9 protein-coding genes are annotated in these 14,539 nt (G+C 34.4%); 5 read left to right on the forward strand and 4 right to left on the reverse strand.

Annotated elements, in window-relative coordinates; all coding sequences use genetic code 11:
• Positions 1 to 164 precede the first annotated feature (164 nt).
• Positions 165 to 5,900 (reverse strand): T9SS sorting signal type C domain-containing protein, encoded by a 5,736-nt coding sequence (locus tag AC23MC_RS04050; protein ID WP_487567144.1) that lies wholly within the window; start codon positions 5,898 to 5,900, stop codon positions 165 to 167.
• A gap of 281 nt (positions 5,901 to 6,181) precedes the next feature.
• Here AC23MC_RS04050 and AC23MC_RS04055 point away from each other — a divergent pair, with 281 nt between their 5' ends.
• From AC23MC_RS04055 to hemL, 4 genes are all read left to right on the forward strand, one after another.
• The gene (locus AC23MC_RS04055) at positions 6,182 to 8,107 is read left to right on the forward strand and encodes a T9SS sorting signal type C domain-containing protein (protein WP_487567145.1); all 1,926 of its coding nucleotides are present in this window, start codon (positions 6,182 to 6,184) and stop codon (positions 8,105 to 8,107) included.
• Positions 8,108 to 8,190: 83 nt separating this feature from the next.
• On the forward strand, positions 8,191 to 9,099 hold the full coding sequence (locus AC23MC_RS04060; protein WP_487567146.1) for a 1-aminocyclopropane-1-carboxylate deaminase/D-cysteine desulfhydrase: 909 nt from the start codon (positions 8,191 to 8,193) through the stop codon (positions 9,097 to 9,099).
• Positions 9,100 to 9,103: 4 nt separating this feature from the next.
• A complete protein-coding gene (locus AC23MC_RS04065; RefSeq protein ID WP_487567147.1) occupies positions 9,104 to 9,943 on the forward strand; it encodes a glucosaminidase domain-containing protein in 840 nt (279 codons plus the stop codon).
• A 17-nt stretch (positions 9,944 to 9,960) separates the two neighbouring features.
• Positions 9,961 to 11,241: a glutamate-1-semialdehyde 2,1-aminomutase gene (gene hemL, locus AC23MC_RS04070; protein WP_487567148.1), complete on the forward strand. Its 1,281-nt coding sequence runs from the start codon at positions 9,961 to 9,963 to the stop codon at positions 11,239 to 11,241.
• 42 nt (positions 11,242 to 11,283) lie between these two features.
• Here the strand turns inward: hemL and AC23MC_RS04075 are convergent, their stop codons facing one another.
• Both AC23MC_RS04075 and AC23MC_RS04080 read right to left on the reverse strand, forming a co-directional pair.
• Complete coding sequence (locus tag AC23MC_RS04075) at positions 11,284 to 11,652, reverse strand: hypothetical protein (protein WP_487567149.1); 369 nt, start codon at positions 11,650 to 11,652, stop codon at positions 11,284 to 11,286.
• Positions 11,653 to 11,729: 77 nt separating this feature from the next.
• Complete coding sequence (locus AC23MC_RS04080) at positions 11,730 to 12,194, reverse strand: DUF4890 domain-containing protein (protein ID WP_487567150.1); 465 nt, start codon at positions 12,192 to 12,194, stop codon at positions 11,730 to 11,732.
• Positions 12,195 to 12,333: 139 nt separating this feature from the next.
• On the opposite strand from AC23MC_RS04080, the gene AC23MC_RS04085 reads away from it, so the two are divergent.
• On the forward strand, positions 12,334 to 12,594 hold the full coding sequence (locus AC23MC_RS04085) for a hypothetical protein (RefSeq protein ID WP_487567151.1): 261 nt from the start codon (positions 12,334 to 12,336) through the stop codon (positions 12,592 to 12,594).
• Between the two features lie 53 nt (positions 12,595 to 12,647).
• Here the strand turns inward: AC23MC_RS04085 and lysS are convergent, their stop codons facing one another.
• Positions 12,648 to 14,339, reverse strand: coding sequence for a lysine--tRNA ligase (gene lysS, locus AC23MC_RS04090; protein ID WP_487567152.1), 1,692 nt, complete (start codon positions 14,337 to 14,339; stop codon positions 12,648 to 12,650).
• Positions 14,340 to 14,539 lie beyond the last annotated feature (200 nt).

A 14,539-nucleotide genomic window follows, 5' to 3' on the forward strand; every position in this document is an offset into this window, starting at 1 on the left:
CAATAAATAATCGTTGAATGAGTTGTAAAACTCGACAAAATGAATTATTTTCAAATAATCCATTTTATTTTAACAAAAAAAACCGTCTGAGTTTTTTTCAGACGGTTAAAGTTATTTCAGTTTATTTTATTATTTCAATAAAATATGTTTGTAAGAATTACTTTTTAAAATAAAATCTTTTTAATTGTCACATTATCGTTTTCAGTAATTATTTTCAATAATAGCGTTTGATTACTTTTTTGTTCATTTAAGATGAACTCATTAGCATTAACAGATTGATATTGATTTATTTTTCTTCCTAGCATATCAAAAACTTGAATTTCTTTGATTTGTTCATTTCCTGATCGAACAACAATTCTATCATTGGTGATGACTTTTATTCCAAAATTTTCAATATTATCTATTCCTAACGTTTCATCTTGGTATAATAATTCAAAACGATCATTATAAACACCTGTATTTACTGTAAAAGTATATGGGTTTGCAGATAAATCATGAACCGTATTTAATGCTTTGTCTCTTAGATAAACAGTTTGTTGGTTTGAGAATATTCCATCAACAGCAGCAATTGCAATTGTATAAATACCATCATTATTTACTTTAAAACCAAGCGGAACAATATCATTTGAATCAAAAGGCATTGGTCTTCCTTGAATACTAGCTTTTTCGGTTTCAATTAATGAATATAAAATCATTGCATTACCGGCTTTTGTATAAGCGTCAAACATACGATCTTTTTGATAGGTTGCACCTTCTACATAACCAACTAATGTTCTACTCATTGTTCCGTTTTGAGCAACTAAATCAACCCATATTCTATTGTGTTCATTCTCTGAATTTCTTTCATTTAGGTTTGCATTTCTATAAAATTGAGCATTGTTATTTCTAACCCTCATAGAGTTTGTAAAGTTTGCAGTGGATGTTGTTGCAGCTCCGTCGTTCATAATTACAAAGAAACTTTGTCCGGCAGGAATAAATCCGTCATAGGTTTCAGGACCACTTAACGTTCCTGTTCCATTGTGAATGATATAGTCTGCAGAAGTATAATTATATACAAAACTACTATAAAATGGATTTGGCGTAGAGTTGTTTGGTAATGTTCCGTGAGTCCAAACTCTGATAGAACCCTCTAAATTTGGGTTTGCAGCCATGAAATCTGTGTAACGAATGGCAGACGGATACGGATTACCAATTAGGTTAAAATTATCGTCCATATTTGTTATAACAACACCGTTTGTTCCTGCATAATCTGGTCCGGTATAACTGCCACGTGCAATAGGAACACTTATATTTCCATTATTTGGCACACCTATAAAGTTTGCAGTGAATTGTTGTATTGTTGTGTTAAAAGAATTTGGTCCGCGAACAATATAACCTTTTCCGGGGATCATATTTTCATTGGCATTAGACCAAGTTCCTATACCAGCATTGGTGTTGGCAAGAGTTGTGTTCCAGAAAAATCTAGCAGAAGCAGGAGTTCCTGTTGAAACAGCATTTACATGGAAAGGAGTAACTGGTGAAGACCAATAAACGTAATCTAATTTTCGTATGAAAGCATTTCTTCTATACAGAATGTTACCTGTATTTGTTGCGTTATTTATTTGGACAAGACTAGCATCATTTTCAATTTCAAAAAGAGCAGTTGGTTGAACTTCTACCCAATCTGATACTGTTATTGCATTATCTGATTTTATAGTTAATGAAGCTCCGTTTAATACTCTTAAATTTTTTGCTAACCCTTCATATTCAGTTCCGTCAATTTCAGGATTATTCGGTGTAACTGGAATTGTAACACAGTCTAAGCTATTTGGAACTCCGGCAGGAGTCCAGTTGTTTGGTTTGTCCCAATCTAAATCGATAGATCCGTTCCAAATTTTATCTTCGATTACTTGAACTTCTGTTTCATCTGTTTCAACTACAGTTGATCCGTTACAAAGTTCATAGGTTACTCTTGCTGTATAAGTTGTTGTTGTTAGCGGACATACTTCAATAGTATCAGTTGTTCCAATCATTGGCCCTGAAGTTCCGGAACCTTCAAACCATTCTAGCGTTGTGATAGGATCTCCAGATGGAACAAATCGCCATGCTTCATTTGTTACTGTCCAGTTTGTGCTTAACGAGTTTCTGCTCGGAGCAACTATGGCTTGAGAGCCAGTGCTATTTTGAATACCTACTACTGCGTTTCCGCCATTCCATGTAGAACAAACATTTTTTTCTTCAATATAAACTTCTATCACATTAGAATCTTCATAAAGCACCATCATTCCTGTGTAAAGTATTGAATTACAAGTATTTGAGTACATTGGAATATCGTGCCAAGAGGCAACTAAGGCTCTACATCCACTATCAAGGTAAATTAATTCCCAGCCTACCGTACCGCCTTTACTAGGGTCAATATCGTGATAAACACCATAAATAGTATTATTAAATAAAGCACCAACTGTACTTGGTAGGTTGTTAGCAAATTGCCATCCTGCATAACCACTGGCATTAGATGTATCAAAAGTTAATGTTCCATTAGAGCCAATTAAACAAGAATTATATGTGTTTCCAAAAAAGCAGAATGAGAAAGGCAAATAAATTTCACTAGACCAAACATCATCAATATTGACACTTACAGGGTTTGCAAGACATTCAAATTGATAAGGAGGTGCATAATCGATAGATTGAACAGTATAATTTGTTGTTTGCCCTAATTTTAAATAAGAAGCTTCTAAGGTTGTGCATGTTGAAGGAGCATCACAGGCAATTGGATCTGGATTTGCACCACTTAATCCTAATCCACCTGAGGTAACAGAAGGACACCCTAAAGCGGAAGTTCCTATACCTTCACCGGCAGAACATGGAGTAGTTAAACAGTTAATTTGAAAACTAACGCTTCCACCTATACTATTCTGAGGATCAATCATAATGTAATAAGTTGTTCCTGCAGACATGTAAAATGTATAACTAGTTTGGGCACCATTTATTGCTTGGATACATGCCCAACCTGTGTTGTTGCATCCAGTTGCTGTGGATTTATACTGATAATTTATTGTTGTGTATGAACTTAATTGTTGAATTGCAAAAGTTCCAGACATTGTTGGAGTATAGGAAAAAATACGCTCTAAGCCAGGAGTCGAATTTTCACAAGCTGAATTTGGATATAAACCTGCTCCGGATTCAATAGTTGCATTTGTCACTGTTCCACAGCCACTAATGGTAGTTACAGAATCGCAGGGGTTTTCCGGAGTAGTAACACACACAGAAAATGTTCCACGGTTACCAGAATTATTCCCGTAACTGTAAACTCTAAAATAGTAAGTTGCTCCAATTGTTAATCCTGTAACAGTAGCAGATTCCGGAGAGTTTGAAGCAGTTAAATCTTGACAAACAATGCTTGATAAAGAACCGCAAGACCCATTGAATATTTGCAAAACGGCATCACTCAATGTGTTTGGATTAACAGTTACAGTATGTAAAGTTGATGTAGCCACAAAACTAAACCAAACATCATCATCGGCAGAACCGGCACATCCGGATTGAGATTGTGTTGCTCCAATAGTAGTTCCAGTTGTTGAGACAGTACATGTTGAATTAGAATTTACCGCAACATTAAAGGCACCACTACAATTATCATTTATAGAATTAACACAAATTGAAAATGTTCCTTGACTAGTTAAGTTTGCACTGCTATAGACTCTAACATAGTAAGTGTTTCCAATAGTTAATCCCGTTGCATTTGCAGTTTCAACTGAACTTCCACTGGTAGAATTTCTACAAATAATACTAGTTAAAGATCCACAACTTCCGCTAAAAACCTGAAAAACAACATTGTCCATTGTACTTGGAGTAACAGTAATCGCTTGTATGTCGCTGAGAGCAACAAAGCTAAACCAAACATCATCATCTGCTGTACCTGAACAACCTGTTTGAGATTGTGATGCATATTCTGAAGTACTGCTTGTTGTATAGGAACAACTCGAATCCGGATTAACAGTTAGTGCAATTGCATTAGAACAATTATCATTTAATGCATTTGGAATCGTTGTAACACAAAGATTAAAAGTTCCTTGACCAGTCCCATTTGCAAGATTATAAACTCTAACAAAATAGGTGTCGCCCACTGTTAATCCTGTTAATGTTGCGACTTCATCACTATTATCATTGTTAGCATTTCTACAAACAACACTTGTTAAAGAGCCACAATTTCCTCTAAACACTTGTAAAACGGGGTTCACTAAAGTACCGGATGAAACAGTCACAAAATGATAAGAAGAAGTTGCAGTAAAGCTATACCAAACGTCATCATCAGCAGTTCCAGTACAACCTGCTTGAGATTGAGAAGCATATTGGGTTGTTCCGCTTGTAGTTAATGTGCATGTTAAGTTTGGATTTACCGGTAATGTTATAGCATTTGAACAATTATCGTTTACGGGATTTGGTATAGTTGTAACACACAAAGAAAACGTTCCTTGTCCCGTTCCATTTGCTGCACTGTGAACTCTTACATAATAAGTAGCACCAACAGTAAGTGTTGTAAATGTGGCTACTTCATCATTGTTATTGCTGAATACATTTCTACATAAAACACTCGTAAGTGTTCCGCAACTACCACTGAAAATTTGTAAAACTGGATTCACAAGCGTTCCTGCTGAAACAGTAACGGTATGATTAGTTGAAGTAGCAACAAAGCTATACCATACATCATCATCAGCTGTTCCAGAGCAACCGGCAAATGATTGACTTGCAGATTGAGTTGTTCCGCTAGTTGTTGCAGTACAAGTTAAATCAGGATTTACGGTTAATGCAATTGCATCAGAACATTCATCATTTATGCTTGTTACACAAACAGTAAAGGTTCCCTCACCACTTCGATCGTCAGCACTATGAATTCTAACAAAATAAGTGTTTCCAATAGAAAGACCGGTTAGGGAGGCAACTTCATCGCTATTGTCGCTGTTTGCATTTCTACATGAAATACTAGTTAATGAACCACAGTTTCCGCTAAAAACTTCTAATACTGGATTTGCCATTGTTCCGGCAGAAACAGTTACAAAGTGTCTAGATGATGTAGCTACAAAACTATACCAAACATCATCATCTGCTGTTCCTGAACAACTTGCTAGTGATTGGGTTGCATTTATCGATGTACCGTTTGTTGTTGATGTGCAAGTTAAGCCTTGATTTACAGCTAATGAAGTTGCATTAGAACAATCATTATTCACCGGAGGTACAGCTGAAGTTAATGAAATATTATCTATAGCCGCTGGTGGCTGTGTTCCTGAACCATTATTGTTTACCCATTCAAAAATTAATCTAAATGAGTTTCCAGCATAATTGGTTGGCAAATTAACAGTTGTATTAGTCCAGCTTGCTTGATTGTTATAATCGCCAATTAAAATTCTGCCTGTTGGAGCAGAACCTGTTGGACCAACTGGAGTACCGTAAGTGGGTGTAAAACTTGTTGGTGTAATCCAAACTCTTAATCTGTCGTTTGTTCCTTCACCTCTTCCAATCCAATCAAAAGATAATTCAATGGTTGTTTCTCCAGACGGAATAGTCACATTTCTATACAAATGTGTTCTTCTTGTTGTTGTTAAAGTATAAGCATGTGGAGGTATTAAACTCAACGTATTATTTGATATGTAAGCACAACGAAGACCTGAGTATCCGGCAGACGCTCCACTGTTACAAACCCATTGGTTTTGCGACGTTGATCCGGTTGTTGCAGTCCATCCGTTTAAACCAAAAGTTAAACCTGATTCAAACCCTCCATTGGTTCCAGGATTAATGTGAACCGTTTGTGAACCGGCGTAATGGAAAGTAAATAGTAAAAATACAAACAGTGACCTTGATAAAAGTTTTAAGCTTGTATCTTCTTTTTTTATGCTATTAATTAGTATAGAATTATTTTTCATGACTTATTAATTTTAAAATGAGTTTTTATTTCTTAATTTTTGACTCAACAAATATATTTAAAATCCGATAAAGTGTATATAAAAATCGATGAAATGCATTAAAATGTAATTTTTATAAGAAAAGTAGCATTCAAATGTTAAAAAAACAGGCACTTTATCGATGGGTTTTAAGATGATTTTTAATGTTTTGGTTGTCAATTCTTTATTTTGTTAAAAAAAAGTTTCTCCAAAAAATGATATAATAAAATAATTACTTAAATTTGATTTTTAAGTTTTTAATTATGAGAAGATTAATCAATGTTTTTTTGGTAGTTGCAATTGGATTCTTCGGTTTTCAATCGCATGCTCAACTATTTGTTAACTCCGGAAGTTTTCTATATGTAAACGATCAATATGTTACCGTTACGCAAGATGTAAATTTGGCTACTACCGGAAATATCTATTTGCGTAACGAAAGCCAATTGCTTCAAAAAACAACAGGTAGTTCTGCTAATACTGGATTAGGAACGCTTTCTGCATTCCAAGAAGGAACTTCAAATAATTTTGGATATAACTATTGGTGTTCACCGGTTGGAGAGCCATCAGTAGCTTTTGGAAATTCTAATTTTGGTATTTCTTTATTGAAAAGACCAACCGGATTAACAACTTTTGGAGGAGAAGCAATTACTACCGGATTAAATGGTACTACTACAAACTCAGCTCTAACTATTTCAAGTCGTTGGATTTATACCTTAACAACTGCTAATCAATACTCAAGTTGGAACTCTATAGCCGCAGCTACTTCTATTGGAGCTGGTCAAGGTTTCACCATGAAAGGCGTGAGTGGTTCAGATAACACTACCGTTTTAGGTGTTCAAAATAATCCCGGAAACAATCAACGTTACGATTTTAGAGGTAAACCAAATGATGGAAATATAAATATTCCGGTAGGAAATTCAGTAGCTGGAGGTACATCTTACACCGAAAGTACTTTGACAGGAAACCCTTACCCTTCGGCAATTAATTTGAATTTGTTTTTGTTAGAAAACAGTGGTTATACAGTTGATTATGGAACAGGTATCGCTACCCTTACAGGTGCTCCAATCATAAATGGAATAGCCTATTTTTGGGAACATCAAAAACCGGCTACTTCACACGTTTTGACTGATTATGTGGGAGGCTACGCAACTTATGTGCCTAATGGTGCTACTGTATTTTCACCCGGAACATACACAAGTGCTCCTTGGAATACTTACAATGGTGATGGTTCGCTAAATACACCAGGAGCATTAGCAGGAACAAATTACCGCAGAATGTTTTCTCCTGTTGGTCAAGGATTTATCATCAAAGGAGCTGTAACTTCCGGAACTGCAGTGATGAGAAATCGTTACCGCGTTTTTAACAAAGAGGGTGTAGCCGAAAATTCTCAATTTGAACGAAATGCGTCTAATTATGAAACAAATTCAAATTCAGATACAAATTGGCATGACATCCCGAATTTAACAGGAACAGATTATACGCAATTTTCTAAATTGCAAGTTCCTCAAATTAGAATACAAACTATTTTAAATAATCAATTCACAAGAGAGGTAGTTTTGGCATTTAATCCAAATTCTTCAGATGGTTTTGATGTTGCTTTTGATGCTCCGGCACAAGGAAGCAACTTGCCAACAGATGTTTATTTACCTGTAACTAATGACAATCAATTTGTAATTTCAACATTACCATTTGATATTAATAAAAGAATTCCATTTGCTTTAAAAGCTGTTAATCAATCAACATTTAGAGTGTATGTGGGTGATATAATTAATTTTGATGGTGCAGATAATGTTTTCCTTTTTGATAAAGAAACTAACATCTACCATGATATAAAAAATAGTTTTGTAGATATTAACTTGCCAGCCGGCGGAACAACAACAGATCGTTTTGAAGTTACTTTCTTAAATGAGACATTAGGAAATGAAAATATAAAAAGTAATCAATTTATGATTGTTCAAAATAATGAAAATGAATTACTTTCAATCAGAAATCCTAATTTAGTTGATATAAAATCAGCAACATTATTCGATATTACCGGAAAATTAATTTTCACTAAAGAAAAATTAGGAGCAGAAGAAATCTATTCGTTTTCAACGGTTGGATTAAGTGATAGCATTTATATCATAAAATTAATTACTACAGATAATCAAGAAATTAGTAAAAAAGTATCTATTTTTAAAGTCAATTAAAATTTATTTACAATAATAAAAAGGAGACAGTTCGTTAGAGCTGTCTTTTTTATTTGATAGCATTTGAATACCTTTGCAACACTATGATTTTTGAGGTTTTTAATCAGGAAATAAAAGAATTCGATAATAAAATTTCACTTTTTATCAAAAGAGAAGATATAATTCATCCGTTTATTTCCGGAAACAAATTTAGAAAGCTAAAATACAATCTCTTTCAAGCAAAAGAAAAAGGATATTCTACGTTATTAACTTTTGGGGGAGCTTATTCAAATCATATTGCAGCAGTTGCTTTTGCAGGAAAAGAGTATGGTTTTAAAACTATCGGAGTAATTCGAGGAGAAGAACTTTCTTCAAAAATAAATGATAATCCCACACTGTCATTTGCTCAACAAAATGGAATGCAATTTTATTTTGAAACAAGAGAAAAGTACCGATTGAAAGAGTTAGAAAGTTATAAGAACGATTTAAAATCATTGTTTGGAGATTTTTATCTCCTTCCCGAAGGAGGAACAAATGCATTGGCGATTCAAGGTTGTAAAGAGATTTTAACAGAAGAAGACAATGCGTTTAACTATATTTGTTGTTCAGTTGGTACAGGTGGAACAATTTCCGGTTTGATAAATGCTAGTTTACAGCATCAGAAAGTAATTGGCTTTCCGGCTTTAAATGGTCATTTTTTAAAAGATGAAATTTCTAAATACACCAATAATAAGAACTGGGAATTAAATGAAGATTACACCTTTGGAGGTTATGCAAAAACCACAAATGAATTAATAAATTTTATAAATTCATTTTATGATAGCACTAAAATACCATTGGACCCCGTTTATACAAGTAAAATGATGTTTGGGATTCATGATTTAATTCAGAAAAATTATTTTCCAAAAGGTTCAAAAATCTTAGCCATTCACACAGGTGGATTGCAAGGAATCAAAGGGATGAATGAAAAATTAGAAAATAAAAAATTACAAAAAATAAAGTTCGATGTTTAAAAAAATGCTCTTCGTTTTAGGTTTGTTGTTATTGGTCTCCTGCTCAAGTTCTAAACCGGTAGTGAGAACCACTAAAAAAAGTACACCCGTTACTAGAACAACAAAGAAACCGGTTGCAAAATCGACTTCAGGGAGTAAACAAACTCAAACTACATCAAAACCTACTACAGAAGTTTTAGAAGCAACATCTAACGTAAAAGTAACCACAGAAATGGTTTTAAAATATATCGATGATTTTAAAAATATAGCCAAAGACAATATGCATCAACACGGAATTCCAGCTAGTATTACCTTGGCACAAGGGATTTTAGAGTCTGGAGTTGGTCAGGGTTCATTAAGCAAAAAAGCAAACAATCATTTTGGTATAAAATGTCATAAAGAATGGACAGGGCCTAGTGTTCGCCATGATGATGATTCTGCTCAGGAATGCTTCAGAAAATATGACGATCCAGCCGATTCTTACCGTGACCATTCATTGTTTTTAACATCAAGAAGTCGCTATGCCTCTCTTTTTGATTTGCCTAGCGATGACTACAAAGGTTGGGCAAAAGGACTTAGAGCTGCGGGCTATGCAACCGACACAAAGTATCCCGATAAACTAATTAGTTTGATAGAACGTTATCAGTTAAATCAATATGATGAAGAAGTGTTAAGAAGTTCATCAACAACTTCAAGAAAGGTAGTTTCTTCAGGTAAAACTGTAGAAAAGGAATATGTGGTAACCAAAGGAGATACTTTGTACTCACTATCAAAAAAATTCAATATTTCAATAGACGAGCTAAAACGAAATAATAACATGAAATCAGATTCACTTTCTGTTGGACAGGTTATTTATCTAAAATAATTCAAAAAAAAACACCAATGCAATACCAAAGAAGCAGCAAACTATTTGCTGAAGCTGAAAAAGTAATTCCCGGCGGAGTGAATTCTCCCGTTAGAGCATTTAAAGGAGTGGGTGGAACGCCTATTTTTGTAAAAAGTGCCAAAGGAGCCTATTTGTTTGATGAAGACGGAAATAAGCTCATTGATTATATTAATTCGTGGGGGCCAATGATTTTAGGTCATGCTCATGAGCCTGTTATCGCTGCTATAACAGAAAGAGCAAAATTGGGAACTTCCTTTGGAATGCCTACCGAACTGGAAACTAAAATAGCAGAACTAGCCGTTTCTATGGTGCCCAACATTGATAAAATTCGTTTCGTAAATTCGGGAACAGAAGCCTGTATGAGTGCTATTCGTCTCGCTCGTGGATATACAAAGAGAGATAAAATTATCAAATTTGCGGGCTGTTATCATGGGCATTCCGATTCATTTTTAATTCAAGCAGGAAGTGGTGCCAGCACTTTTGGCATTCCAAATAGTCCAGGTGTAACCCAAGGAACTGCTAAAGACACCTTGTTAGCCAAATACAATAATATTGACAATGTTAGAGAATTATTTGAAAATAACAGAAATGAAATCGCTGCTATAATTATTGAACCGGTTGCCGGCAATATGGGATGTATTCCTCCGCAAAATGGTTTTTTAGAAGGTTTAAGAAGATTGTGTGATGAAAACGATACCTTATTAATTTTTGATGAAGTAATGACAGGATTCAGACTCGCAAAAGGAGGAGCTCAAGAATTATATGGAATTAAGGCTGATATTGTTTGTTTTGGAAAAGTAATTGGCGGAGGTTTGCCTGTTGGTGCGTTTGCAGCTCGAAATGAAATAATGAACTATTTAGCTCCGTTAGGGCCGGTTTATCAAGCAGGAACATTATCTGGTAATCCGTTGGCTATGGCTGCCGGTTTGGCAATGTTGTCTGAACTAAATTCAGATACTGATGTTTTTAAACGATTGGATGAAAAAACAGCATATTTAGAAAAAGGGATTCGTGAAATTCTGACTCAAAATAATGTTGTTTTCACTATAAATAGAGTAGGATCAATGATTTCTGTTCATTTTAACGAAACGCCGGTAATTGATTTTGAAACTGCAAAAGGAGGTGATAATGAAATGTTTAAAAAGTTTTTTCATGGATTGTTAAACGAAGGAGTTTATATCGCTCCATCCGCTTATGAAACATGGTTTATTACGGATGCATTATCCTATCAAGATTTAGATTTTACAATTGAAGCAATAAATCGCGTAACAAAATAGAGTAAAAAAAATCCCGGTTTTGCCGGGATTTTTTTTATTTATTTATTCTTTTCGTCCAGTTAATTTAAAATGGAGCTCTTTATTTGAATTCAATTTTTTTAATTGGTCATCATTCAAAGAACTCAATAATTTCTTACCAAATCTATCATAAACAATTCTTTTTTCTTCATCAGATTTAGCATTTATTAATGCTTCATTTCTCATCACTAACATTTCTAAAAAACTATTAGTCACTTCTGGAGAAAGTTCTAAGAGATTTGAAAGTTCTTTTACATCTTTGTATGCTTCTTCTTTAGGATTTACTTTTTGATCTCTTGATTTTGTATTAGACTCCAATTTTAAATTTGATTGAGCATTACCAGAAAAACCAAAAGCAACCATTAATAGCACTATAGAAACAATTTTTTTCATAATTAAGTTAATTATTTGATTAGTTAATAAGCGAATATAAATCAAAATGACTAATTAACAAAATATTATCTTGAAATTTATTTGCGTTCCTTTTGATTTTTTCCTTTTGAACCTCTTCTATCTTGCATTTTATCTTTTCTGTTGGCTTGTTTAGTTTCCCATTTTGCATATTGATCAGCTGTAAGAATTTTTTTCATCTCTGCTTTCGTAGCAATTTGCTCGTCTAGCATTTGATTTTTCATTGCAAATTTTTCGTCTTTAGTCAGAGATTTGCCGGCTTCTTTGTTTGCTTTCCATTCCGCTTTTTTAGCTTCTCTTTTTTTGGCTTGTTCCAAAACAATTTTTTTCACATCTGCTTGTTGCTTCGTGTTTAAATCCAAATCGAGTGTCATTCTTTTAGTTTGAATTTCAGCTTGTTGTTCTGGCGTCATGCTTTCACGGTTTTCCATTTTAGCTTTTCTGTCTCCTTTTTGAACACCTTTTTCTTGTGCAAATGTTAGAAATCCAACTAACAAAACTGCGGTAACAATTAATTTTTTCATTTTTCTTTGATTTTAATGATTATACAGCTAAGACTGTTATCTTTTAAAAAGGTTTAATTAGTAAGTTTTTATTAACGTATTGTTTGAAATATATAATTTTATATATTGCGAACAATTAACCATAAAAAACTTTATAATTATGAATGAATTTGACAATTCAAATCAAAAACCAATGTCAGTAAAAGACTGGCTTATTACTTTATTGATAATGGCAATCCCATTAGTTGGGTTTATTATGCTTTTTGTTTATGCTTTTAGTGATAGCGAAAATGTAAATAAGAAAAATTGGGCAAAAGCTCAATTAATTGTATTGGCAATTGTAATGGGTTTATTGTTGCTTTTCTTTATTCTATTTGGAGCATTATTTGCTTCGGCAATGGCTGGTTCTCAAAGCTACTAAATAAAAAAATCCCGACTTATAAGGTCGGGATTTGCTTTTTTATTGATAAGGGTTTATCCTTTTAGTTCAACCGTTTTTAAGTCGCCATCAACATTTACTTTTACTAAATTGTGTTTGGCTAAACCTTTCATAGCTGCATCCCATTTTTTCCCGCTTAAAGTTGCTTTGTCTTTTAATTCTATTAAGGAAATAGGGTTTGATGATTTTAATATTTCGATAATTACTTTTTCATCGTCGGTCAATTCCACTTGTTTTTTCTCCGGTCTCATTTGTGGGAAGAAAAGTACTTCTTGAATCGATTGATTATTGGTTAAAAACATAATTAAACGATCCATTCCGATTCCTAAGCCTGATGTTGGGGGCATTCCGTATTCTAAAGCTCTCAAGAAGTCATTATCAATAAACATTGCTTCATCATCGCCACGATCGGCTAATTTTAATTGGGCTTCAAAACGTTCGCGTTGATCAATTGGATCATTTAATTCAGAGTAAGCATTGGCAACTTCTTTACCACAAACCATTAACTCAAAACGTTCCGTAAGTTCAGGATTGCTTCGGTGTTCTTTGCAAAGCGGACTCATTTCTTTTGGATAATCGGTGATAAAAGTGGGTTGAATAAAATTGCCTTCACATTTTGCTCCGAAAATTTCATCAATTAGTTTTCCTTTGCCCATTGTTTCATCAACAGGAATTCCCATTTTTAAAGCGGCGGTTCTGATTTCTTCTTCTGATTTTCCGGAAATATCAAATCCGGTAAATTGAATGATGGCATCAGTCATCGTAACACGAGCGTAGGGAGCTTTGAAATTGATTGTATGTTCGCCAAATGTTGCATTAGTTGTTCCGTTGACGTGAGTGGCACAATATTCTAATAGATTTTCGGTGAATTCCATCATCCAGTTGTAGTCTTTGTAGGCTACATAAATTTCCATTGCGGTAAATTCCGGATTGTGGGTTCTGTCCATTCCTTCGTTGCGGAAGTTTTTGGAAAATTCGTAAACACCGTCAAATCCACCAACGATAAGCCTTTTGAGGTATAATTCGTTGGCAATTCGCATATATAATGGAATGTCTAAGCTATTGTGATGCGTCATAAACGGACGAGCAGCTGCTCCGCCGGGAATGGATTGTAAGATTGGGGTTTCAACTTCAAAATATCCTTTGTCGTTAAAAAACGTTCGCATCGCATTGAAAAGTTTTGTTCGTTTTACGAAAACTTCTTTTACGTGCGGATTTACGACTAAATCAACGTATCGCATACGGTAACGAAGTTCGGCATCGTTAAATGCGTCGTGTACTTTTCCGTCTTCGTCTGTTTTTGGTAAGGGTAATGGTCGTAATGTTTTGCTTAGAAAAGTAAATTTATCTACACGAACACATTGTGCTCCCACTTTTGTAGTGAATAATTCGCCTTCGATGCCAACAAAATCTCCTAAATCAGTCAGTTTTTTGAAAACTTGATTGTATAAGGTTTTGTCTTCGTCAGGACAAAGTACGTCGCGATTCAAATAAAGTTGAATTCTTCCGTCGCTGTCTTGCAATTCGGCGAAACACGCTTTTCCTTGGTCGCGAATGCTCATGATTCTTCCGGAAATGATAACCTTTTTTCCTTCTTCAAAGTTTTCTTTTGCTTGTTTGGAAGTGTGGTCTACAGGAAATAAATCGGCAGGGTATGGATTTATTCCTAACTGACGAAGTCCGTTGAGTTTTTCTCTTCTGATAATTTCTTGTTCCGAAAGTTGCATAGCATCGATTTTTTAAGCGTGCAAAGATAGGAAATTTTTGGATTGTTTGATTGGTGGATTTTTGGATTGTTGGATTTTTAGAATGAATGATTTTTGAAATGGGATTTTTATATGAATAACTCTTTAGCCCCGATTGAGCCGGTAGCTCCCGATTTTTCATCGGGACTAAAGGCGAAAGCGGGAACATTGATGGCTGAAAA

This window comes from Flavobacterium sp. T50_26 (assembly GCF_057652995.1).

Coding starts and splice junctions, on each gene's coding strand:
- AC23MC_RS04050 (WP_487567144.1), bottom strand. CDS start 5,900: ATGAAAAATAATTCTATACTAATTAATAGCATAAAAAAAGAAGATACA.
- AC23MC_RS04055 (WP_487567145.1), top strand. CDS start 6,182: ATGAGAAGATTAATCAATGTTTTTTTGGTAGTTGCAATTGGATTCTTC.
- AC23MC_RS04060 (WP_487567146.1), top strand. CDS start 8,191: ATGATTTTTGAGGTTTTTAATCAGGAAATAAAAGAATTCGATAATAAA.
- AC23MC_RS04065 (WP_487567147.1), top strand. CDS start 9,104: ATGCTCTTCGTTTTAGGTTTGTTGTTATTGGTCTCCTGCTCAAGTTCT.
- hemL (WP_487567148.1), top strand. CDS start 9,961: ATGCAATACCAAAGAAGCAGCAAACTATTTGCTGAAGCTGAAAAAGTA.
- AC23MC_RS04075 (WP_487567149.1), bottom strand. CDS start 11,652: ATGAAAAAAATTGTTTCTATAGTGCTATTAATGGTTGCTTTTGGTTTT.
- AC23MC_RS04080 (WP_487567150.1), bottom strand. CDS start 12,194: ATGAAAAAATTAATTGTTACCGCAGTTTTGTTAGTTGGATTTCTAACA.
- AC23MC_RS04085 (WP_487567151.1), top strand. CDS start 12,334: ATGAATGAATTTGACAATTCAAATCAAAAACCAATGTCAGTAAAAGAC.
- lysS (WP_487567152.1), bottom strand. CDS start 14,339: ATGCAACTTTCGGAACAAGAAATTATCAGAAGAGAAAAACTCAACGGA.